Consider the following 21,785-nt stretch of genomic DNA (forward strand, 5'->3'; position numbering starts at 1 on the left):
CCGCCGCTCCCTCCGAGCAGGTCCAAGCCCAGGGACGAACCCGGGGGATCGAGCCTATCCGCAGCGCGGGGCGCGGGCGTCCGGGGTCCGACCCGGAAGACCTGATCCGAAGGACCTGATCCGCAGGACCTGATCGGGGAGACCTGGTCCGGGAGACGGGCCCGGGGGCCGCGGTCCGTAGTGGATCACACGTGATGTCCCGCACATTGGTGGCTTTTCGGGCCCGATGAACCGTATTTCTTGAAAGTTCGTCTTGCCTTCGGCGGGACCGCCCCGCCCGTCCGACCTCATGGGAAAGCACGCCACCGAGACATGCCCGTCCGCCGCCTCCGCCGCTCCCTCTCCCTCCCGTCCCGCCGCAGGACCGCCGCGACGGTGGTGACGGCCGCCCTGGTGGGCGGCACCTTCGTCGGGCTCCTGACGGTGTCGGGGACACCGCAGGCGGCGGAGGACCCGACGACGCACGCGCCCGCGAAGGTCCTGCCGGCGGAGGCGCCCGGCAGGACCGGGAAGCCGGGGCGGTCCGGAAAGCCCGGGGAGGCAGGGGAGGCCGGGAAGCCGGGGAGGAGCGACGGGTCCGGGGCCGCGAAGCCGCCCGCACGGGACGCCGGTTCCCCGGTCTCCGTGGTGCAGATCGTGGCCCACCCGGACGACGACCTGTTCTTCATGAACCCGGACGTCTCCCAGTCCCTCCACTCCGGCAACCCCCTCACCGCCGTCTACCTCACCGCCGGCGAGTCCGACGGGGTCAACGCCCGTCCCCGCGACGCCGGGGCCGCCGCGCCCGACAAGGCGGGCTACGCCGAGGCCCGGCAGAACGGCATACGCGCCGCCTACGCCGAGATGGCGACGGGCAGCCGGACCAGCCCCTGGGAGCGGACCGCGATGCCCACGGCCGGCGGCGGGTGGGCCGAGCTGGACACCCTGCGCGCCCGGCCGCAGGTCAAGCTGGTGTGGCTGCAGATACGCGAGGCCGGCGCCACCAACGGCGACCGGCCGCACAGCCTCCACGGCCTCTGGAACGGCCGGATCACCGCGCTCGGATCGCAGCGCTCCGCCGGCACCCCCGTCGCCTCCGACTTCGCCTACACGAAGGAGCAGGTCGTGGCCACCGTGACCGGGCTCCTGGAGCGGTTCCGGCCGACCTTCGTCCGGATGCAGGACCCCAGCCCCGGCACGTACCCGCAGAGCGGGAAGTTCCGGGACCACCAGGACCACCTGTACGGGGCGCGGTTCGTGCAGACCGCGCTCGCCCGGTACGCGGAACTGCCCGGCCACCCCCACGTCGGCGTGCAGAACTACCTCGGCTACCCGACCAGCGTCCTGCCGCACACCCTCGACCCCGAGACCGCCGACGCGAAGCTGAGGACCCTGAAGACGTACGCCTGGCTGGACGGGGTCCACGACTGCGGCCCCGACGCCGGCTGCGGCGACCTGAAGGTGGCCGCGCGGCCCGCCGGGCGGGGCTGGACCCAGACGGTCCGGTACGCCCGGGGCACCTCCACCTCCTGGGTCCAGCGCGACCCGGAGGGCGGACTGCACGCCTTCTCCGTCCTCGACGGACGCCTCGCGACCTGGCGGAAGCCGGCGGACGCCGTGGCCTGGCAGGGGCCGGAGCTGCTGCCCGGCGCCGGCCTCGACAGCGGGATCACCTCCGTGACCCTGCCCGACGGCCGCATGGCCGTCTTCGGCACCCGCACGACGCTCGGCGGCGACGCGGCCGCCTACCGGCGCGAGGTGGTCACCACCGTCCAGGCCGCGCCGGGCGCCGGCTTCGGCCCCTGGACATCGCTCGGCACGCCCGAGCCGAACGACGCCGAGGGCACCTCGGACATCAGTGCGCCCGCCGTGACCGCGGCCCCCGACGGCCGGGCCACCGTGGTCCTGCGCGACAGCCGCCACCGGCTGACGGCCCGTGAGCAGCGGCCCGACGGCGGCTGGGGCCCGTGGCGGTCCCTGGGCGGCACGGATGTGTACGGCGACCCGGTGGCGGCGACGGACGCGGAGGGCCGGGGCCACGTCTTCGCCAGCACCCCGACCACCGTCCTCGCCTGGGCCGAGCGGAGCCCCGGCGGGCCGCTGACCGGGCCCGCGCCGACCGGGCTGCCGCCGACCACCCTGGCGCTGAGCGCGAGCGCGGCGCCGGACGGCGACGGCGTACGGCTCTGGTTCCGCAAGCCGGCCTCCGGCGACCTGCGGAGCGCCGACTTCTCCGGTACGGGCCCGGTCTCCCCGGTCACGGAGCTGCCAGGCACCGGTGTCGCGGGTTTCGGTCCGGTGAGCGGCGGCGACGGTCTGCTCGCGGTCCGGTCCCGCACCGGCTTCCTCGCGACGGCCTCGCACGGCCGGGGCGGGGCGCGTCCCGTGTGGACGCTGGAGAAGTTCCTCTTCTCCGGCGCGCCGGACGCCGGTACGGACGGGGTGGCGGCCATCGGCCTGGACGGCCGCCTGCACTGGACCCCGGCCCCCCACTGACCCCCGGGGCCGCGCCCCGCTGCGGGCGGTCGTTCCGCCGGGCGGTGCCCATCCGCGCCCCGTTGCGGGCGCCGTTCCGCCGGGACGGCGCCCACCCCCGTTGTGGGCGGTCGTTCCGCCGGGGCAAGGGGGTCCCCCCTGCTCGAGCGAAGCCGAGAGCTCGGGGGAGGGCGGGCACAACGGAACGGCGCCCCTTGCCGGCGCCCGAGGCTCACGGGCCTGAACCCGCACCCCGTGCACAGTGCGCTGTCGGTGCGGGTCCAGGCGCGGAACGCGGAGGCGCCGCTGAAAGGCGCCGTCCCGTGTGCCCACCCTTCCCGCCCCGCGGGACGACTGCCCACACGGGGGGTGGGCCGGGGCACCGCCCCGCCGGGCGCGGCGCTCGTACGGGCGGGCGGGCAGGGGCGCGGCCCGCGCGGGGGCGTCGCCCGGCGGGTGTGGGTCCCGCATGGCGCGTCGCCCCGGTGGCTGGGGTTCCGGGTGCGCGGGGCCGTCCCGTGCGGGACCGTGGGCGCCATGAACTGGACCCTGGAAGTCGTGCCCGTCCCCGTCACCGACCTGGACCGGGCCAAGGAGTTCTACGGCGAGAAGTGCGGTTTCCGCATCGACCTGGACGACGAGGTCGCCCCCGGCACCCGCGTCATCCAGGCGACGCCGCCCGGCTCGCGCTGCTCGATCGCGATGATGAGCGGCATGCCGCCGATGCCGGGGACGAGGACGACGAGCCCGGGCGGGCTGCACGGCCTCCAGCTCTGTGTCACGGACATCGAGGCGGCTCGGGCGGAGCTCCTCGCCCGGGGCGTCGACGTCTCGCCGGTGCGGCACGTCGGCGCCTCGGGCTGGGAGGACGGCAAGGGCGGCCCCTGGAACTCGTTCATGACCTTCGAGGACCCGGACGGCAACGGCTGGGTCGTGCAGGAGGCCCCGGCGGAGCTGGCGGAGCGCTGAGACCCGTCGCTCAGAACCCCAGGTAGAAGTGGCGGAGCCGCTCGTCCTCCGCCACGCACCGCATCCCGGCCGCCTCCATCACCCGGTGCGAGGCCGGGTTGTCCAGGTCGGCGTCGCCCTTCACCCCGGCGACGCCGGCCGCCCGGGCCACTTCGAGGAGCGCCCGCAGCGCCTCGGAGGCGTACCCGTTCCCCCGTACCGCCGGCGTCAGCCCGTACCCGACGGTCACGACGCCGAGTTCGTCCGGCGGCCCGTGGAAGCCGATGCCGCCGACGGCGACGCCGTCGAGCCGTATCTCGTAGGGCCGGAACACCCCCGGGTCCCCCCGCTCGGCGAGTCCGCGCAGGAAGCCGGTGGCGGACCGGACGTCCCCGTCGCCGGGGTACTCCTCCCCCCAGCGGTCCCCGTCCCCGGCCTCCCGGGCGACGATGCGCCCGGCCCCGGCCTCGCTCAGGGGATGCAACACGAGCCGCGCGGTGGCGACGGATTCGATCTTCACCGCGGCAGTCTGGACCGCCCGCCGGGCCCGGGCAACGGATTTAGCCGCGCGCCGCCCAGCGCCGCAGTCCCGCCTTGTTGCCGCGCTCGCGGGACCGCGCCCCGCCGGTCTCCCCCGAGACCTCCGCGAACACCACGACCGGCCTCCGCCCCGTACGCGAGGGAGCCGAGGCCGAGCACGAGACCGAGCGCCGCGTCGGCCGCCCGGTCGGCGGGCGTGGGCACGGGTTCCGTGCCCACGGCACGGCGGGGAACGCCCACCCCTACAGGACCGGCAGGTTCTTCCGCAGCTCGAAGGCGGTGACCTCGGAGCGGTACTCCTCCCACTCCTGCTTCTTGTTGCGCAGGAAGAAGTCGAAGACGTGCTCGCCCAGCGTCTCGGCGACCAGTTCGCTCTTCTCCATCAGGGCGATCGCCTCTCCCAGGTTCTGCGGGAGCGGCTCGATGCCCATCGCACGGCGCTCCGAGTCGGAGAGGGCCCAGACGTCGTCGTCGGCGCCGGCCGGGAGTTCGTAGCCCTCCTCGATGCCCTTGAGTCCGGCGGCGAGGAGGACCGCGTAGGTCAGGTACGGGTTGGCGCCCGAGTCGATGGAGCGGACCTCGACGCGGGAGGAGCCCGTCTTGCCCGGCTTGTACATGGGGACGCGGATGAGCGCGGAGCGGTTGTTGTGGCCCCAGCAGATGTACGAGGGGGCCTCGCCGCCCGAGCCGGCGGTGCGGGAGGAGCCGCCCCAGATGCGCTTGTAGGAGTTGACCCACTGGTTGGTGACGGCGGAGGTCTCGCCCGCGTGGCGCAGGAGGCCCGCGATGAAGGAGCGGCCGACCTTGGACAGCTGGTACTCGGCGCCCGACTCGTAGAAGGCGTTCCGGTCGCCCTCGAAGAGGGAGAGGTGGGTGTGCATGCCCGAGCCGGGGTACTCCGAGAACGGCTTCGGCATGAACGTGGCCTGCACGCCCTGCTCCAGGGCCACCTGCTTCATGACCAGGCGGAAGGTCATGATGTTGTCCGCCGTGGACAGGGCGTCGGCGTAGCGGAGGTCGATCTCCTGCTGGCCGGGGGCGCCCTCGTGGTGGGAGAACTCCACCGAGATGCCCATCGATTCGAGCATGGTGATGGCCTGGCGGCGGAAGTCCATGCCGACGTTCTGCGGGGTGTGGTCGAAGTAGCCCGAGTTGTCGGCCGGGGTGGGCCGGGTGCCGTCGAGCGGCTTGTCCTTCAGGAGGAAGAACTCGATCTCGGGGTGGGTGTAGAAGGTGAAGCCGAGGTCTGAGGTCTTGGCCAGGGCCCGCTTGAGGACGTAGCGCGGGTCGGCGAAGGAGGGCGAGCCGTCCGGCATGAGGATGTCGCAGAACATCCGGGCGGTGCCCGGGGCCTCGGCGCGCCACGGCAGGATCTGGAAGGTGCCCGGGTCCGGCTTGGCGATCATGTCCGACTCGTAGACGCGGGCGAAGCCCTCGATCGCGGAGCCGTCGAAGCCGATGCCCTCGTCGAAGGCCTGCTCCAGCTCGGCGGGCGCCACGGCCACCGACTTGAGGAAGCCGAGCACGTCGGTGAACCACAGACGTACGAAGCGGATGTCGCGCTCCTCGAGCGTACGGAGCACGAATTCCTGCTGCTTGTCCATTTCCACACCCATCCTCGCTGGTCAGGCCGCCTGCTCCCACCGCCTCCGGTACATCGGGGGGCACCTGAGCATCCCACCACATGGTTTCGCGCACGTTGCACACCCATACTGCCTGCTCGGATGTGACTCGGGTAACGGGGGAACGGCCGGATCGGAATGCTTCTCCGCCCGCCCGGCACCCGCCCGGCGCCCGTCCGCCGGTACCGAGTGGTACCCCGTTCGGCCCACAGAGGCCCCTCGCCCACTACGATCTGCGCCCATGGGGGCCACACGGCTCGTACGCCTGTCCCGACACGCGCGTCCCATGGCACTGGCGAGTGCCGTGGCGACGCTCCTCGCCGCGCTCTTCCTCTGTCAGGGGATGCGGCCGGACCGGCACGACCCCTCCCACGGGACGGAGCCGCGGGCGGTGACGGCCGCCGCCGTCACCGGCGAGTACGTCTGCCCGTACGACCGGGGCGGCTGCTCCCTCTTCCCCTCGCTCTCCCCCGCGGTGCTCAGCGCGCCCCCGCTCGACACCCCGCCGCACGCGGACGGGGGGCCGCCGCGTCTCGCGCCGCCCTCCGGTGACGGGTCGGCGCACCGCTCGGACGCCCGGCCGCGTGCGCCGGACCTGCACGTCCTTCAAGTTCTCCGGACGTAGCGGCGACGGGCGCCCCGCCTCCGTGGCGGGCCCCGCCCCGCACGTCCGCCCCCGAACTCCACCCCACTCCCGAAGAAGGACGACACCACCATGGCCGCCAACCGCTCCGCCACCGCCGACCGCCGCGCCCGAATAGAGGAGATGCGCCGCGCCGAGCAGGCCCGTGAGCGCCGCAACCGCCTGATCACCGTCGGCATCTCCGCTGTCGTCGTGCTGGGCCTCGTCGGCTTCGGCACCTTCGTGCTGATGAAGAAGTCCGACGAGCAGGACGCCAAGGACGCCGCCGCCAAGGCCCCCATCGCGGCCGAGAAGTCCTGGGACCCGAAGAAGCTCGGCCGCAACCACGTCCAGACGGCCGTCAAGTACGACATGAAGCCCCCGGTCGGCGGCGACCACAACCCGGTCTGGATGAACTGCGACGGCGTGGTCTACGACGAGAAGATCGCCGACGTGAACGCCGTGCACTCGCTGGAGCACGGGGCCGTCTGGGTGACGTACAACAAGAAGGCCTCCCAGGCCGACGTGAAGAAGCTGGCCGACAAGGTCGGCAAGACCAAGTACTCGCTGATGAGCCCGGTGGACGACCAGGCCGGGGCGATCATGCTGTCCGCCTGGGGCAAGCAGGTGACCGTGGACGGCGCGGACGACCCGCGCGTCGACGCCTTCTTCACGAAGTACGTGCAGGGCCCGCAGACCCCGGAGCCGGGCGCGGCCTGCACGGGCGGGATCGGCGCGGACGGTCAGGGCGGCACGGGGATGGGCCAGTGAGGCTGGGCCGTACGGAGGGGGCGGCGATCAGCGCCGTCGCCCTCGCGCTGCTGTTCGCCGGGGGTGCGGTCACCGTCGCCTCCGCCGACCGCGACGAGGCTCCTAGCACCCCGGTCTCCTCGTCCGCGGACGCCGGCTTCGCCCGGGACATGTCCGTCCATCACCAGCAGGCCGTCGAGATGTCGTTCATCGTCCGGGACCGGACGAAGGACGAGGAGGTCCGGCGGCTCGCGTACGACATCGCCAACACCCAGGCCAACCAGCGGGGCATGATGCTCGGCTGGCTCGACCTGTGGGGGCTGCCGAAGAACGTCTCCGGTGTCGAGCCGATGGCCTGGATGGGCATGGGCGTCTCGGCCGACGCGGAGTCGCTGGACGGGGCCCTGATGCCGGGCATGGCGACCGACGCGCAGCTGGACGAGTTGCGCGGGGCCAGCGGCCGGGAGGCCGAGGTCCTGTACCTGAAGCTCATGACCGCGCACCACAGGGGCGGGGTCCACATGGCCGAGGGCTGCGTCCAGAAGTGCGGTGTGGACATCGAGCGGAACCTGGCGCAGGGCATGGTCGACGCGCAGACGTCCGAGATGGCGCTGATGGCGGACATGCTGAGGAAGCGCGGGGCCTGATCCCCGCCGGACCCGGCCACACGGCCCCCGCGACCCGCTGCGGTCGCGGGGGCCGCGCCGTCCGCCCACAATGGGTGGGGCTCGGGGACTTCGTACGACGACGTTCGACGAAAGGTACGCACCCCATGACCACGGCGAAGGACATCATGCACTCCGGGGCCCAGTGGATCCCGGCACACGAGACGCTCGACCGTGCCGCACAGATGATGCGCGACCACAACGTGGGCTCGTTGCCCATCGCCGACGAGAACGAACGGCTCTGCGGCATCATCACGGACCGCGACATCGTGGTCGGCTGTGTGGCCGAGGGCCACGACCCGTCGAGGGTCACCTGCGGCGACATGGCGAAGGGCACCCCGCGCTGGGTCGAGTCGGACGCGGACGTGGACACCGTCCTGGAGGAGATGCGGGGCCACCAGATCCGGCGGCTGCCGGTCATCGAGGACAAGCGGCTCGTCGGCATGATCAGCGAGGCCGATCTGGCCCAGCACCTGTCGGACGAGCAGATCAAGGCGTTCGTCTCGAGCGTCTACGCCGATTCCTGATCTCCTCCCCCGCTCCTTTCGAGCCACCGCCCGGACCTCCGTGTCCGGGCGGTGGCGTTCGGGGGTCAGGGCGGCGCAGACCAGCACGACGCCGACGGCCCCGGTCATCCAGCCGATGGAGAAGTGGTCGAAGGAGGACCCCGCACGACCACGCCCGTGGAGAAGACCGCTCCTCGCCCCCGAGGTGCCCCGGGGGGCGGGGTGTGCCGCCGCGGCCGGTCCGGCCGCCGGATCGGGGAGGCCGGGGAAGGTGCTCCCGGGCGAGCGGGCCGGGGCCGCTCGCGTCTGCGCCCCGCCGGCCGGCGCGGACGGCGAGGTGCGGCTGGAACCGGCGCCGCGGCTCCTGGAGGACGAGTCGGCGATCCGGGCCGGTCCCGTGAGGTGGCCGGGACCCGCTCCCGGATCCCAGGACATAGCGTCGGTCTGACGATTACACTGGGCGGGTGCCTCAACTACGCCTCGCCCTGAATCAGATCGACTCGACCGTCGGAGACCTCGCCGGAAACGCCGAGGCGATCGTGCACTGGACCCGGCACGCCGCCGGGCAGGGCGCGCATCTCGTCGCGTTCCCCGAGATGGCGCTGACCGGATATCCCGTCGAGGACCTCGCGCTGCGCTCCTCCTTCGTCGAGGCGTCCCGGACGGCCCTGCGCGGCCTCGCCCGGCGCCTCGCGGACGAGGGGTTCGGGGAGCTGCCGGTCGTCGTCGGCTACCTCGACCGCTCCGAGCGGGCCGAGCCGCGGCTCGGCCGGCCGGCCGGTTCGCCGGAGAACGCCGCGGCCGTGCTGTACGGCGGCGATGTGGTGCTGCGCTTCGCCAAGCACCACCTGCCGAACTACGGCGTCTTCGACGAGTACCGCTACTTCGTGCAGGGCGACACCCTGCCGGTCGTCCGCGTCCACGGCGTCGACGTGGCCCTGGCGATCTGCGAGGACCTCTGGCAGGAGGGGGGCAGGGTCCCGGCGACGCGCAGCGCCCGGGCGGGGCTGCTGCTCTCGGTCAACGCCTCGCCGTACGAGCGGAACAAGGACGACACCCGGCTCGAACTGGTCCGCAAGCGGGCCCAGGAGGCCGGGTGCGTCACCGCGTACCTGGCCATGATGGGCGGTCAGGACGAGCTGGTCTTCGACGGCGACTCGATCGTCGTGGACGCGGCCGGCGAAGTGATCGCACGCGCCCCGCAGTTCGTGGAGGGCAGCGTGATCCTCGACCTGGAGCTGCCGGCGGCGGACCCCGGGGCCCCCGAGGGCGTGGTGGACGACGGGCTGCGGATCGACCGGGTGGTGCTGTCGGAGGAGCCGCTTCCGGCGTACGAGCCGGAGCTGACGGGCGGCTACGCGCACCGGCTGGAGGACGACGAGGAGATCTACTCGGCGCTGGTGATCGGACTGCGGGCGTACGTCGCGAAGAACGGTTTCCGCTCGGTGCTGGTCGGGCTCTCCGGCGGCATCGACTCGGCGCTCGTCGCGACGATCGCCTGCGACGCGCTCGGCGCGGACAACGTGTACGGCGTGTCGATGCCCTCGAAGTACTCCTCCGACCACTCGCGCGGCGACGCGGCCGAGCTGGCCCGCCGGACCGGACTGCACTTCCGCACCGTGTCGATCGAGCCGATGTTCGACGCGTACATGGGCGCGCTCGGCCTCACCGGTCTCGCCGAGGAGAACCTGCAGTCGCGGCTGCGCGGCACGATGCTGATGGCGCTCTCCAACCAGGAGGGTCACATCGTCCTCGCCCCCGGCAACAAGTCGGAGCTGGCGGTGGGTTACTCGACGCTGTACGGCGACTCCGTCGGCGCGTTCGGGCCCATCAAGGACGTCTACAAGTCGACCGTCTTCCGGCTCGCCCGCTGGCGGAACCGGGCGGCCGAGGAGCGCGGCCAGACGCCGCCGATCCCGGAGAGCTCGATCACCAAGCCGCCCAGCGCCGAGCTGCGCCCCGGCCAGGTCGACACGGACTCGCTGCCGGACTACGACGTCCTGGACGCGGTCCTCTCGCTGTACGTGGACCAGGACCAGGGCCGGGACGCCATCGTGGCCGCCGGGTTCGACGAGGAGCTGGTGACGCGGACGCTGCGGATGGTGGACACGGCGGAGTACAAGCGGCGCCAGTACCCGCCGGGCACCAAGATCTCGGCGAAGGGCTTCGGCAAGGACCGGCGGCTGCCGATCACGAACCGCTGGCGGGAGACGACGGCCGGCTGACCGCCGGCTCCTCCGCCGTGAGGGGGCTTCCCGCGACGACGCGGGAGGCCCCCCTTCCCGTACCGGGACGGTCGAGGAGGCCCGCCGCCGCGGCGACGGCGAGGCCGACGGCGGTGAGGCCGGCGCCGACGAGGGCCGGGGAGGTCCAGCCCCAGCCGGCGGCGACGGCGGCCCCGCCGGCCCAGGCGCCGCCCGCGTTGGCGAGGTTGAAGGCGGAGTGGTTGGAGGCGGAGGCGAGCGTCGGGGCGTCCTTCGCCTTGTTCATGACCAGCATCTGGAGCGGGGTGGTCGTCAGGAAGCCGACCGCGCCGAGCACCACGACCGTGACGAGCGCCAGCCAGGGCACGTGGACGGTGAAGCGGAAGGCGACCAGGGCGAGGACGAGGGCCGCGAGCGAGCCGTACAGCGTGGGGCGCAGCGCCCGGTCGGTCAGCGGTCCGGCGGCGAGCGCCCCGCCGGTCATGCCCAGGCCGAAGAGGGCGAGGACGACCGTGACGGTGGAGTCGCCGAAGCCCATCACCTCGGTCGTCATCGAGGCGAGGTACGAGTAGACGGCGAAGACGCCCGCGAAGCCGAAGACGGCCGTGAGCAGACCGAGCAGCACCTGCGGCCTGCCGAGGGCGCGCACCTCGCGGCCGAGGCCCTGCCGCCCGTCCACGGGCACGTACGGGACGAGGCGGGCGAGCGCGGCCATGGCGAGCAGGCCGATCGCGGAGACCACGAGGAAGGTGGCCCGCCAGCCGAGCCGCTGGCCGAGCAGGGTCGCGGCCGGTACGCCGAGGATGTTGGCGACGGTGAGGCCGAGGAACATCGTGGCGACCGCCCGCGCCTGCCGGTCCTCGGAGACCAGCCGGGCGGCGACGACCGCGCCGAGGCCGAAGAACGCGCCGTGCGGGAGCCCGGCGAGGACCCGGCCGGCGACGAGCCAGCCGAAGCCGGGGGCGAGCGCGGAGGCCAGGTTGCCGACGGTGAAGAGGGCCATGAGCAGGAGCAGCATCCGCTTGCGCGGGACGCGGGAGCCGAGCGCCGTGAGGAGCGGGGCGCCGACGACCACTCCGATCGCGTACGCCGAGACGAGGTGTCCGGCGGTGGGGACGGAGGTGCCGAGGTCGTCGGCGACCCGCGGAAGGAGGCCCATCATCACGAATTCGGTGGTGCCGATGCCGAAGGCGGAGACGGCGAGCGCGAGCAGCGCCAGGGGCATGGGAGAGCCTTTCCGGAAGTTAGTTCTTCGACGGAACAAATCATCTCGGACGATTTCTTCCCCGTGGCTTCCGGAGGATGAAGGAAGGGTTTCGGAGCTCCGGTTCAGAACTCCACGCGGGCCGCGATCGGCAGGTGGTCGCTCATCGTCTCCGGCAGCGCCCAGGAGGACACCGGCTCCACGCCCTTGACCATGATCTGGTCGATCCGGGCCATCGGGAACGAGGCCGGCCAGCTGAAGCCGAAGCCGTCGCCCGCCGCGCCCTGGGTGGAGCGCAGCTGTGAGGTGACGGCGTTGAGGGCGCGGTCGTTCATGGTGCCGTTGAGGTCGCCGAGGAGGACGATCCGCTCGTGCCGGTCGTCGGCGATGGCCTCGCCGAGCGCGTTGGCGCTGGTGTCGCGCTGGTTGGCGGTGAAGCCGGCGTTCAGCTTGACCCGGACGGACGGGAGGTGGGCGACGTACACGGCCACCTCGCCCTTCGGCGTGACGACCGAGGCGCGCATGGCGCGGGTCCAGCCCATGTGGATGTCGACGGGCTGCGCGGCCCGCAGCGGCAGCTTGCTCCAGAGGCCGACCGTGCCCTGGACGGAGTGGTACGGGTAGGTCTCGGCGAGGCCCTTCTCGTAGACCGGGACCATGTCGCCCTTCAGCTCCTCCAGGGCGAGCACGTCGGCGTCGGAGGCGGCCAGCAGGCGGGCCGTGCCCTCGGGGTCGGGGTTGTCGGCGTTCACGTTGTGGGTGGCGACGGTCAGGTCGCCGCCCGGGGCCGACTTGTCGGCGACGAGGCCGCCGAAGAGGTTGAGCCACACCACGGCCGGCAGCAGCAGGGCGATCAGCGCGGTCGCGGAGCGGCGCAGGAGGGCGAGCACCAGCAGGAGCGGCACGAAGGCGCCGAGCCAGGGCAGGAAGGTCTCGGTGAGGCTGCCCAGGTTGCCGATCCGGTTGGGGATGTCGGAGTGGAACACCATGAGCAGCGTGAGCGCCACGGCGGTCACGGCGAGCAGGATGCCCCGGCGCCAGATCCCGCGGTCGCGGCGGAGGCCGTCGAGCGCGGTCCGGAACCGGGAACGGGGGCGCTCGCTCCCCGCGCCGCCGTGGTCGGTCTCCGTCATGTCCACCCGCGCCATCGCACTGTCCTCACTGCCTTGCTGCCGTGCTGTCCCGCTCCGTGACCCGGCATCGACACTAGGCGATGACGGGTCCGTCGCACTCACCCAGGGACGACAGTGGCGCGTGGCGGGTTCCTGCAGGTGGCGCGGGCGGGGAGGCTGTGACAGAACGCGCACATTCGTACGGGTCGGGGCGGGGGGGCGGGGGTCGGCCGGGGACGGGGGCCTGTCGGGTGCGGGGTCCGGTCAAGTAACGGGGCGGTCAGGTGCGGGGTCCGGCCGGATGCGGGGGGCGCAGGCCCGCCATGACGGCGTCGACGACCTGCTCGGCGAGCCCCGGCTCCAGGGCGGCGCCGGGCCGGATGACGGTGCGCAGGAGCAGGGGCCCGATGAAGAGGTCGTTCACGAACTCGACGTCGAGGTCGTCGCGGATCTCCCCCAGTTCCATGCCGCGCCGCACCGTCTCCAGGCCGAGGCGGCGGCGCGGTTCGATGACGGTGTTCTGGTAGGCCTCCCACAGCTTGGGATAGGCCTGCATCTGCGAGAAGACGTTGTGGAGCAGGGCGGAGGACCGCTTGGCGAGGCCGCGCCGGCGCAGCGTCTCCAGGAGCATCACGAGGTCGTCCCGGACGGAGGTGCCGCCGAGCTCCGGGTCCTGGGGCTCCACGGAGCGGAGCAGCTCCACGAAGAGCTCCTCCTTGCCGGGCCAGCGGCGGTAGATGGTGGCCTTGCCGACCCCGGCGGTGCGGGCGATCCGCTCGATGGACAGCTCGGTGAGCGGGACGCCCTCCTCCAGGAGGCCGACGACCGCGTCGAAGATGGCCTGCTCGACCGCCTCGGACCGCGGGCGCCCCCGGCGGGCCGCTTCGGGCGCGGGGGGCTTCGTGGACGTTCCGCGCCTGGCCGCCGGAGCCGGGCCGTCGTCCTGGGGTTCGGGGTTCCCGCTGTCCTGCAGGGACACGTGCGCTCCGTCTCTCGTCCGGGTACTTCCTGTCGCCCCCTGATTCTCCCGCGCCCCACCGCCCGTTGCGGGCACCCGTCCCACCGGGGCGGCGCCCCCGCCCACCCCGTTGTGGGCAGGCGTTCCGCAAGGGGCGGAACGGGTGGGCACAACGGAACGGCGCCCCTTGCCGGCGCCCGAGGCTCACGCGCCTGGACCGCACCCCGTGCACGGCTCCCTGGTGGTGCGGGTCCAGGCGCGGAACGCGGAGGCGCCGCGAAGGGCGCCGTCCCGTGTGCCCACCCGTCCCGCCCCGCGGGACGATTGCCCACACGGGCGGGGGCCGGGGCACCGCCCCGCCGGACGCCCGCCCGCACGGGCGGGGCCGGGTCAGCCGGTCTGGGGCGAGGGCCGGGCCTCGTCGGTCGCCGGGGCCGCACCCGCACCGGCACCCGCACCGGCACCGGCACCCGCAGCGCCCCGGTCCCGGCCCGGGAGGAAGGCGGCGACGACCACCGCGCCGATCAGGCCGATCACGGCCGAGGCGATCGCCGTGACGTGCATGGCGTCCAGGAAGGCCGTGTACGCGGGGCCGACCAGGCCCTCGCCCGCGGGACCGAGCTTCGCCGCGACCGCCAGCGTGGCCTCGACGGACTCGCCCGCCGTGTCGCGCAGGGCCGCCGGGACGCCGCCCAGGTGCCCCTCGATCTCGCCCCGGTACGTGGAGGAGAGCACCGAGCCGAGGACGGCGACGCCCAGCGCGCCGCCGACCTGCCGGAAGGTGTTGTTGACGGCGGAGCCGGAGCCCGCCTTCTCGCGGGGCAGCGCCTGCATGATCGCGACCGTGACCGGCGGCATGATGTGCGCCATGCCCGCGCCCTGGAGGAAGAAGACGACCTCCAGGACCCAGACGGGGGTGTCGGCCTCGAAGAAGGCGAAGGCGGTCAGGCCGACGGCGACGAGCAGCATGCCGCCGGTGCAGACGGCCCGGGCGCCGAAGCGTTCGACGACGAGCCGGGCCCGGGGCGCGAAGACCATCTGCGCGACGGCGAGCGGCAGGATGAGCAGCCCGGACTCCAGCGCGGTGTAACCGCGCACGCTCTGCAGGTAGAAGGCGGAGAAGAAGGTCACGCCCATGAGGGCGAAGAAGACGAGCGCGATCGCGGCGACGGCCGCCGAGAACGCGGGCTTCCTGAAGTACGACATGTCGAGGGCCGGGTGGTCGCTGCGCCGCTCGTGGAGGACGAAGGCGACGAGGACCGCGAGGCCGCCGAGGACCGGGGCGACGACGGTCACGTCGGTGAAGCTCGCCAGCTCGCCGCCGCGGATGATCCCGTACACGAGGAGGACGAGTCCGACGACGGAGAGCAGCACGCCGGGTATGTCGACGCGGCCGGGCCTGGGGTCCCGGGAGTCGGGCACGAGCCACAGCATCAGGACGAGGGCGAGGACCACCACGGGCACGTTGACGAGGAAGATCGATCCCCACCAGAAGTGTTCGAGGAGGATGCCGCCGGTGATGGGGCCGACGGCGACGGCGAGGCCGACGCTGCCAGCCCAGATGCCGATGGCCTTGGGCTGCTCGTCGCGCTCGAAGACGTTCATGAGGACGGCGAGGGTGGCGGGCATCACGAACGCGGCGCCGAGTCCCATGACGGCCCGGTAGGCGATGAGTTCGCCCGGGGAGCCGGAGAGGGCGGCGAGGGCGGAGCCGATGCCGAAGACGGTGATGCCGAAGAGCAGCACCTTCTTGCGGCCGAGGCGGTCGCCGAGCAGGCCGGAGGTGAAGAGGAGCCCGGCGAAGACCAGCGTGTAGGAGTTGATCGACCACTCCAGTTCGCTCTGGGTGGCGCCGATGCCGGTGGGCGCCGGGGCGGCGATCGTCTTCACGGCGACGTTCAGGATCGAGTTGTCGAGGACGACGATCAGCAGGCTGAGCATGAGGACGCCGAGGACGGCCCAGCGGCGCCGGTGGACGGCCTCGGGGGCGCGGGGCCCGGCGGGCGTGACGGGTGCGGTGGACTGCTGTGACATGGCCACCACCCTAGAGTAATTTCGATACGAGACCGTCTCGTATCGAAAAAACTGGCAGAGGCTTTGCGTTGCGGTGGTGTGAACAGCGCCACTCCGGCCCACTTCCCCGCCCGCCCGGCGAAGTGCCACCATGGACGTGGTCCGGGGACGCCACAGGGCGCCTCGAGATGACAAGAGGAGCCGTTCACCATGACGCTTCAGGCTGCCCAGAAACCGCCCGCCGACAGCAGCAAGGCGCTGTACGGAGGGAAGGGCACGCGCCGCATCACCGTCCACGACATCGCCGCCGCCAAGGTCCGCGGCGAGAAGTGGCCCATGCTCACCGCCTACGACGCGATGACCGCGTCGGTCTTCGACGAGGCCGGCATCCCGGTGATCCTCGTCGGCGACTCGATGGGCAACTGTCACCTCGGCTACGACACCACCGTGCCCGTCACGATGGACGAGATGACGTTCCTGTCCGCCGCCGTCGTCCGGGGCACCAAGCGCGCCCTCGTCGTCGGCGACCTGCCGTTCGGTTCGTACCAGGAAGGGCCCGTCCAGGCCCTGCGCAACGCCACCCGTCTGGTCAAGGACGCGGGCGTCGGCGCCATCAAGCTGGAGGGCGGCGAGCGCTCGCTGCCGCAGACCGAGCTGCTCGTCCAGGCCGGCATCCCCGTCATGTCCCACCTGGGCCTGACCCCGCAGTCCGTCAACACCATGGGCTACCGGGTGCAGGGCCGCAGCGACGAGGCCGCCCACCGGCTCCTCAGCGACGCCAAGGCGGCACAGGACGCGGGCGCCTTCGCCGTCGTCCTGGAGCTCGTGCCCGCCGAACTGGCCGCCGAGGTCACCCGCTCCCTGCACATCCCGACCATCGGCATCGGTGCCGGCGCCGGCACCGACGCGCAGGTCCTCGTCTGGACCGACATGGCCGGCCTGACCGGCGGCAAGGTGCCGCGCTTCACCAAGCAGTACGCCAACCTCCGCGAGACGCTCGGCGACGCCGCCCGCGCCTTCGCCGAGGACGTCGGCGGCGGGGCGTTCCCCGCCGAGGAGCACACGTTCCACTAGCCGGAACCGGCTGACCGACAGCCACTGCGGCACCACCCGACAGCCCGCCGACATCCCCCATCGGCGGGCTGTCGGTCGTCTGTCGGGGGATTGTCGGTGGCCCCCTGTTCCATGGTGGACATGACGCGATCACACACCAACGCCGTCGAGGTCCGGGGCCTCGTGAAGCACTTCGGCGCGACGAAGGCCCTCGACGGGGTCGACCTGGACGTCCGGGAGGGCACGGTCCTCGGGGTCCTCGGCCCCAACGGCGCCGGGAAGACCACCCTCGTCCGCTGCCTGTCCACCCTCCTCGTCCCGGACGCCGGGACCGCCACCGTCGCCGGCTACGACGTGGTGAAGCACCCCCGCCAGCTGCGCCGCACCATCGGCCTCACCGGCCAGTACGCCTCGGTCGACGAGAAGCTGTCCGGCTGGGAGAACCTCTACATGATCGGGCGGCTGCTCGACCTCTCCCGCGCCGACGCCCGCCGCCGCGCCGACGAGATGCTGGAGCGCTTCTCCCTCACCGACGCCGCCAAGCGCCCGGCCATGAACTACTCCGGCGGCATGCGGCGCCGCCTCGACCTCGCCGCCTCCATGATCGGGCAGCCGGCCGTCCTCTACCTGGACGAGCCGACCACCGGCCTCGACCCCCGCACCCGCAACGAGGTGTGGGACGAGGTGCAGCGCATGGTCTCCGAGGGCGCGACCGTCCTGCTCACCACCCAGTACATGGAGGAGGCGGAGCAGCTCGCGAGCGAGCTGACCGTCATCGACCGGGGCCGGGTCATCGCCAAGGGCGGAGTCGACGAGCTCAAGGCCAAGGTCGGCGGCCGGACCCTGAAGGTCCGCCCCGTGGACCCGGCTCAGCTGCCCGCGATGGCCGCCGCGCTCCGCGAGACCGGCCTCGACGGGGTCGCCGGCTCGACCGTCGTGCCCGACGAGGGCGTGCTGTACGTGCCGATCCTCACCGACGAGCAGCTGACGGCCGTCGTGGGCCTGCTCGGCGCGCGCGGCTTCGGCATCGCCCACATCGGCACCCATCTGCCCAGCCTGGACGAGGTGTTCCTCGCGATCACCGGTCAGAAGACCGCCGACTCCGAGCTTTCCGACGCGATTCCCCAGGAGGTCGCCGCGTGAGCACGACCACTGTCACCAAGTCCCCCGCCGACACCCGGGATCCGGGTCCGGCCGCGGCACGTCCCGCCCCCGTCGCGGAGGGCCGGATCGGCCTGCGGGCCAACCTCCGCCACATCGGCGCCCTGGCCCGCCGCAACGCCCTCCAGATCAAGCAGGACCCGGAGTCGATGTTCGACGCCGTGATGATGCCGATCATCTTCATCCTGCTCTTCGTGTACGTGTTCGGCGGTGCCATCGCCGGCAAGGGCAACAACGACGCGTACGTGAACTACGTGACGCCCGGCCTGATGGCGATGATGGGCATGAACATCGCCATGGCCGTCGGAGTCGGCATCAACGACGACTTCAAGAAGGGGGTCATGGACCGGTTCCGGACGATGCCGATCGCCCGGTCCTCCGTCCTCATCGCGAAGATCGTCGTCGAGGTCGGCCGCATGCTCATCGCCACCGCGATCCTGCTCGGCATGGGCTTCCTGCTCGGTCTGGAGATCCACACCTCGGTGCTCCACCTCTTCGCCGCCATCGGCCTGTCGATGGTCTTCGGGGCCTCCCTCATGTGGATCTTCATCCTGCTCGGCCTCTCCCTGAAGACGGCCCAGGCCGTCCAGGGCATGGCAATGCTCGTCCTGATGCCCCTCCAGTTCGGCTCGTCGATCTTCGCCCCGCCGACCTCGATGCCCGGCTGGCTGGAGGCCTTCACCGACTACAACCCGCTGTCCAACCTCGCCGACGCCGCCCGCAACCTGATCAACGGCGGTCCGGTCGCCCACTCGGTGTGGATGACCCTCGGCTGGGCGGCGCTCATCACCGTCGTGACGGCACCGCTCGCGGTCGCCAAGTTCCGCAAGAAGACCTGAGTCCCGACCGGGGGATCATGACTCGGCGCGCTCACTGATCGCGTCGGCGGCGCGACCGAGCAGGGCGGCGGCCTCCTCCAGGGAGAGGCCGCCGCCCTCCGCGCGTGCCGCCTCGAACTCCCCGTCCCCGAGCGCCGAACGGCACAGCTCCGTCGCCCGCGCCAGGTTCTCCCGCTCCATCGGCGGCGCCAGGTGCCCCGGCGGCAGCAGCCCCTCGTACCCGCCGAGCAGGACGGCGGCGGTACGGGCACGGGGGCCGCCGAGCCCGGCCAGCGCCCAGGCCGCGGTGACCAGGTGGATCGCCGGCATCTGCGGGGCGACCATCAGCGACAGACCGCCGAGGGAGCGCTCGTACGCCCGCCGGGACAGCGCGAACGCCTCGTCGTACCGCTCCTCCAGGTTGTGCACCCAGGCCAGGCTGCCGAGCGCGAAGCCCTCGAAGATGGAGAACGTCTCGGAGCCGAAGAGGCTGTCGGAGCGGAACTCGTCGAGCAGCCGCTCCAGTTGCTCACGGGCCTCGGCCGTCCGGCCGGTCCGGCCCAGCAGCAGTCCCAGGAAGATCCGGCCGGCCAGCATCGGCTCGTGGCCGCGGCCGTGCTCGCCCTCCACCACCTGGCGCAGGATCCGCTCCGCCTCCTCGCTCCGGCCGGTCTCGATCAGCATGTCGGCGTAGCGGGCGCGCAGCAGGGCCATCTGGGACTGGGCGCCGATCCGCTCCGCGTACGCGATGGCGTCGGCGAAGTCCCGGGCCGCGCCCTCGAACTCGAGGCGCCGCTCCCGGGCCTCGGCGCGCGAGGACAGCGCCTCGGCCGCGCCCCAGGCGTCCCCGAGGCGGACGAAGATCTCCAGGCTCTCCTCGGCGTCGGCGCTCGCCCGCTCGGCCAGGTCGCCCCGGTTGGCGAGCATGTTGGCGCGCAGCTGGAGGGCGTGGGCGAGCTCCCACTCGTCGCCGTGGCGGCGGCAGGCGCCGACGTGCGCCTCCAGGGCCTCGCCCATGCGGCCCGGTTCGCCCAGGAGGAGGACCGCGAAGACCGTGAAGGAGCCGGGCAGCCGGCAGGTCTGCGGGAGCCCCGGCGGGTAGATCGCGTTGATCCGCCGCAGCCGCTCGACGCCCTCGGGGGTCATCCAGCGGCCGGTCTCGTAGTCCATGTTGATCAGCTCGATCAGCCGCACCCCGCGCCGGGCCTCCCAGCGCTGCTCCTCGGAGAGCGGCGGAGGCGCGGCGGTGCACGGCTCGCGCAGCGGTACGACGGGGGCGGCAGGCGTCCCGAACGGGTCGGGGCCGAGCGCGGCGACGGACTCCGCCCAGTACAGGGCGTCGGCGCGCAGGTCGCGCATCTGCCAGTACCAGAGCAGGGAGTGGACGAGGACCAGCGCCTCGTCCTCCTCCCGGGCGTCGACGGCCCGGCGCAGGGCGGCGCGGATGTTCCCGTACTCGGTGCCGAACCGGGCGATGGCCCCGGCCTGCCCGGAACCGCGCAGCTCGGGGTCGGTACGGCGGGCGAGTTCGCGGTAGTACGTGAGGTGCCGGCGTTCGGTGCCGGCCCGCTCCCCCGCCTCGTCGAGCCGCTCCCCGGCGTACTCGGCGACGGTCTCCAGGAGCCGGAACCGCATGCCGGCCTCACCGGGCGCGGCGACGACGAGCGACTTGTCGACGAGGGCGCCGAGGAGGTCGAGGACGGGAACGGACTCATCGCCGACGTGGGGCTCGCCGGCGTGGGGCTGCCCCGCGCAGACGGCCTCCGCCGCCTCCAGGTCGCAGCCGCCCGTGAAGACCGAGAAGCGGCGCAGGACGGCCCGTTCGGCACCGTCCAGGAGGTCCCAGGACCAGTCGACGACCGCCCGCAGGGTCTGCTGCCGGGGCAGCACCGTCCGCGCGCCCGACGTCAGCAGCCGGAAGCGGTCGTCGAGCCGGTCCGCGATCTGACGCAAGGTCAGCATCCGCAGCCGGGCCGCCGCCAGTTCGATGGCCAGCGGCAGACCGTCGAGGCGCCGCACGACCTCGCCCGCGGCGACCGGATCGTCCTCCACGCGGAACCCCGGGCGGACCGCGGCGCCGCGCTCCCCGAGCAGCCGCAGGGCCATCCCGGTCGGCAGCGGGCCGAGGGGACGGAGCGTCTCCCCCGGGACGCCGAGCGGCTCCCGGCTCGTCGCGAGCACACGGAGCTCGGGGCAGCGCGCGAGCAGCGTCTCGGCCAGTTCGGCGGCCGCGGCGACGAGGTGCTCGCAGTTGTCGAGGAGGAGCAGCATCCGGCGCCCGGCGCAGTGCTCGACGAGCCGGGCGAGCGGGTCGCCGCCGCCGCGCAGCTCCTCGGCTCCGGCGCCGCGGAGCACGGTCTCACGGGCGCCGACGGCCGCGAGGACCGCCTCGGGCACGGCCTCGGGATCCCGTACCGGGGCGAGCTCCGCCACCCACACGCCGTCCGGCCAGTCCTCGGTGCCCCGCTCGGCCGCCTCCTGCGAGAGCCGGGTCTTCCCGGCGCCTCCCGGTCCGAGCAGCGTCACGAGCCGCGCACCGCGCAGATCGTCCCGCACCAGGGCGATCTCCTCGTCGCGGCCGACGAAACTGGTGAGCCGCGCGCGCAGGTTGCCCCGGAGGGGAGCACGCGCGGGTTCCGGGGCCAGCAGCTCGGCGTGCAGGGCGCGCAGGGCGGGCGACGGGTCCGTGCCGAGCCGGGTGGCGAGGGCGCGCCGGACCGACTCGTACGCGGCGAGGGCCTCGGCCGCCCGGCCGGTGTCCCGCAGGGCACGGATCCGGAGGACCTGGAGGGGTTCGTCGAGGGGGTGGGCGGCGCAGAGGGAGGTGAGCTCGGGGAGAGCGGCGGCGGCGCCGCCGAGCGCGAGGGCGGCGTCGAGCCTCGCCCGGCGGACGTCCAGTCGGCGGGCCTCCCAGCGGGCGGCCTCCGCGTCCCGGTCCGGCAGGTCGGCGAAGGCCGGCCCGCGCCAGAGCCCGAGGGCCTCGTCGAGGAGGGCGGCGGCACGTGCGGGGTCGGCCGCCCCGAGCGCTGCCAGGCCCTCGACGGCGAGGCGTTCGAAGCGGCGGGCGTCCACGTCCTCGGGCCGGGCGTCGAGCCGGTAACCGCCGTCGGCGGAGACCACCCGGTCCCGGCCGAGGACCCTGCGGAGCCGGCCGA

At 73.3% G+C, this 21,785-nt stretch carries 17 protein-coding genes; 10 read left to right on the forward strand and 7 right to left on the reverse strand.

Annotation, left to right across the window (positions count from 1 at the left end; translation table 11 throughout):
* The first annotated feature begins 312 nt into the window (after window positions 1-312).
* Both K7G60_RS01070 and K7G60_RS01075 read left to right on the forward strand, forming a co-directional pair.
* Window positions 313-2,475, forward strand: a complete 2,163-nt coding sequence (locus tag K7G60_RS01070; protein WP_225798834.1) for a PIG-L family deacetylase — start codon at window positions 313-315, stop codon at window positions 2,473-2,475.
* A gap of 516 nt (window positions 2,476-2,991) precedes the next feature.
* The gene (locus K7G60_RS01075; RefSeq protein WP_225798835.1) at window positions 2,992-3,423 is read left to right on the forward strand and encodes a VOC family protein; all 432 of its coding nucleotides are present in this window, start codon (window positions 2,992-2,994) and stop codon (window positions 3,421-3,423) included.
* A 10-nt stretch (window positions 3,424-3,433) separates the two neighbouring features.
* Here K7G60_RS01075 and K7G60_RS01080 read toward each other — a convergent pair whose 3' ends face one another.
* Together K7G60_RS01080 and K7G60_RS01085 are read right to left on the reverse strand one after the other, a co-directional pair.
* Window positions 3,434-3,922 (reverse strand): GNAT family N-acetyltransferase, encoded by a 489-nt coding sequence (locus tag K7G60_RS01080; protein WP_225798836.1) that lies wholly within the window; start codon window positions 3,920-3,922, stop codon window positions 3,434-3,436.
* Window positions 3,923-4,184: 262 nt separating this feature from the next.
* A complete protein-coding gene (locus K7G60_RS01085; RefSeq protein WP_225798837.1) occupies window positions 4,185-5,546 on the reverse strand; it encodes a glutamine synthetase family protein in 1,362 nt (453 codons plus the stop codon).
* Window positions 5,547-5,850: 304 nt separating this feature from the next.
* Here K7G60_RS01085 and K7G60_RS01090 point away from each other — a divergent pair, with 304 nt between their 5' ends.
* The 5 genes from K7G60_RS01090 (at window position 5,851) to K7G60_RS01110 (ending at window position 10,332) form a co-directional block, all read left to right on the forward strand.
* Entirely contained in the window at window positions 5,851-6,189 is a 339-nt protein-coding gene (locus tag K7G60_RS01090) for a hypothetical protein (RefSeq protein ID WP_225798838.1), read from the forward strand.
* A 90-nt stretch (window positions 6,190-6,279) separates the two neighbouring features.
* Window positions 6,280-6,957 carry a DUF3105 domain-containing protein gene (locus tag K7G60_RS01095; RefSeq protein WP_225798839.1) on the forward strand — a complete coding sequence of 226 codons (678 nt, stop codon included), beginning with the start codon at window positions 6,280-6,282 and terminating at the stop codon, window positions 6,955-6,957.
* Complete coding sequence (locus K7G60_RS01100; protein WP_225798840.1) at window positions 6,954-7,583, forward strand: DUF305 domain-containing protein; 630 nt, start codon at window positions 6,954-6,956, stop codon at window positions 7,581-7,583. The genes K7G60_RS01095 and K7G60_RS01100 overlap by 4 nt, the downstream gene beginning before the upstream one ends.
* Window positions 7,584-7,708: 125 nt before the next feature.
* A complete protein-coding gene (locus K7G60_RS01105; RefSeq protein ID WP_225798841.1) occupies window positions 7,709-8,128 on the forward strand; it encodes a CBS domain-containing protein in 420 nt (139 codons plus the stop codon).
* A gap of 443 nt (window positions 8,129-8,571) precedes the next feature.
* Window positions 8,572-10,332, forward strand: coding sequence for an NAD+ synthase (locus K7G60_RS01110; protein WP_225798842.1), 1,761 nt, complete (start codon window positions 8,572-8,574; stop codon window positions 10,330-10,332).
* Here the strand turns inward: K7G60_RS01110 and K7G60_RS01115 are convergent.
* The 4 genes from K7G60_RS01115 to K7G60_RS01130 all read right to left on the reverse strand — a co-directional run bounded on the left by K7G60_RS01115 (window position 10,298) and on the right by K7G60_RS01130 (window position 15,619).
* Window positions 10,298-11,536, reverse strand: a complete 1,239-nt coding sequence (locus K7G60_RS01115) for an MFS transporter (protein WP_225798843.1) — start codon at window positions 11,534-11,536, stop codon at window positions 10,298-10,300. The genes K7G60_RS01110 and K7G60_RS01115 overlap by 35 nt on opposite strands.
* 104 nt (window positions 11,537-11,640) lie before the next feature.
* Entirely contained in the window at window positions 11,641-12,663 is a 1,023-nt protein-coding gene (locus tag K7G60_RS01120) for an endonuclease/exonuclease/phosphatase family protein (protein ID WP_225798844.1), read from the reverse strand.
* A gap of 244 nt (window positions 12,664-12,907) precedes the next feature.
* Window positions 12,908-13,606: a TetR/AcrR family transcriptional regulator gene (locus K7G60_RS01125; protein ID WP_225798845.1), complete on the reverse strand. Its 699-nt coding sequence runs from the start codon at window positions 13,604-13,606 to the stop codon at window positions 12,908-12,910.
* Window positions 13,607-13,975: 369 nt separating this feature from the next.
* Window positions 13,976-15,619, reverse strand: a complete 1,644-nt coding sequence (locus K7G60_RS01130; RefSeq protein WP_225798846.1) for an MFS transporter — start codon at window positions 15,617-15,619, stop codon at window positions 13,976-13,978.
* Window positions 15,620-15,808: 189 nt separating this feature from the next.
* Between K7G60_RS01130 and panB the strand changes: the two genes are divergently transcribed.
* The 3 genes from panB to K7G60_RS01145 all read left to right on the forward strand — a co-directional run bounded on the left by panB (window position 15,809) and on the right by K7G60_RS01145 (window position 18,651).
* Entirely contained in the window at window positions 15,809-16,672 is an 864-nt protein-coding gene (gene panB / locus K7G60_RS01135; protein ID WP_225798847.1) for a 3-methyl-2-oxobutanoate hydroxymethyltransferase, read from the forward strand.
* A 111-nt stretch (window positions 16,673-16,783) separates the two neighbouring features.
* Complete coding sequence (locus K7G60_RS01140; RefSeq protein WP_225798848.1) at window positions 16,784-17,794, forward strand: ATP-binding cassette domain-containing protein; 1,011 nt, start codon at window positions 16,784-16,786, stop codon at window positions 17,792-17,794.
* Complete coding sequence (locus tag K7G60_RS01145; RefSeq protein WP_225798849.1) at window positions 17,791-18,651, forward strand: ABC transporter permease; 861 nt, start codon at window positions 17,791-17,793, stop codon at window positions 18,649-18,651. The genes K7G60_RS01140 and K7G60_RS01145 overlap by 4 nt, the downstream gene beginning before the upstream one ends.
* A 15-nt stretch (window positions 18,652-18,666) precedes the next feature.
* On the opposite strand, the gene K7G60_RS01150 is transcribed toward K7G60_RS01145, so the two are convergent.
* Window positions 18,667-21,785: BTAD domain-containing putative transcriptional regulator (locus K7G60_RS01150; RefSeq protein ID WP_225798850.1), on the reverse strand; the 3,119-nt coding region annotated here is incomplete at its 5' end.

This window comes from Streptomyces sp. NK15101, from assembly GCF_020400725.1.
Classification (GTDB): Bacteria; Actinomycetota; Actinomycetes; order Streptomycetales; family Streptomycetaceae; genus Streptomyces.

What these genes read in the sequence shown, in the direction of transcription:
- K7G60_RS01095 (WP_225798839.1), top strand. Translation starts at nt 6,280, where the DNA reads ATGGCCGCCAACCGCTCCGCCACCGCCGACCGCCGCGCCCGAATAGAG.
- K7G60_RS01105 (WP_225798841.1), top strand. Translation starts at nt 7,709, where the DNA reads ATGACCACGGCGAAGGACATCATGCACTCCGGGGCCCAGTGGATCCCG.
- K7G60_RS01115 (WP_225798843.1), bottom strand. Translation starts at nt 11,536, where the DNA reads ATGCCCCTGGCGCTGCTCGCGCTCGCCGTCTCCGCCTTCGGCATCGGC.
- K7G60_RS01140 (WP_225798848.1), top strand. Translation starts at nt 16,784, where the DNA reads ATGGTGGACATGACGCGATCACACACCAACGCCGTCGAGGTCCGGGGC.
- K7G60_RS01130 (WP_225798846.1), bottom strand. Translation starts at nt 15,619, where the DNA reads ATGTCACAGCAGTCCACCGCACCCGTCACGCCCGCCGGGCCCCGCGCC.
- K7G60_RS01090 (WP_225798838.1), top strand. Translation starts at nt 5,851, where the DNA reads ATGGCACTGGCGAGTGCCGTGGCGACGCTCCTCGCCGCGCTCTTCCTC.
- K7G60_RS01085 (WP_225798837.1), bottom strand. Translation starts at nt 5,546, where the DNA reads ATGGACAAGCAGCAGGAATTCGTGCTCCGTACGCTCGAGGAGCGCGAC.
- K7G60_RS01075 (WP_225798835.1), top strand. Translation starts at nt 2,992, where the DNA reads ATGAACTGGACCCTGGAAGTCGTGCCCGTCCCCGTCACCGACCTGGAC.
- K7G60_RS01120 (WP_225798844.1), bottom strand. Translation starts at nt 12,663, where the DNA reads ATGGCGCGGGTGGACATGACGGAGACCGACCACGGCGGCGCGGGGAGC.
- panB (WP_225798847.1), top strand. Translation starts at nt 15,809, where the DNA reads ATGACGCTTCAGGCTGCCCAGAAACCGCCCGCCGACAGCAGCAAGGCG.
- K7G60_RS01070 (WP_225798834.1), top strand. Translation starts at nt 313, where the DNA reads ATGCCCGTCCGCCGCCTCCGCCGCTCCCTCTCCCTCCCGTCCCGCCGC.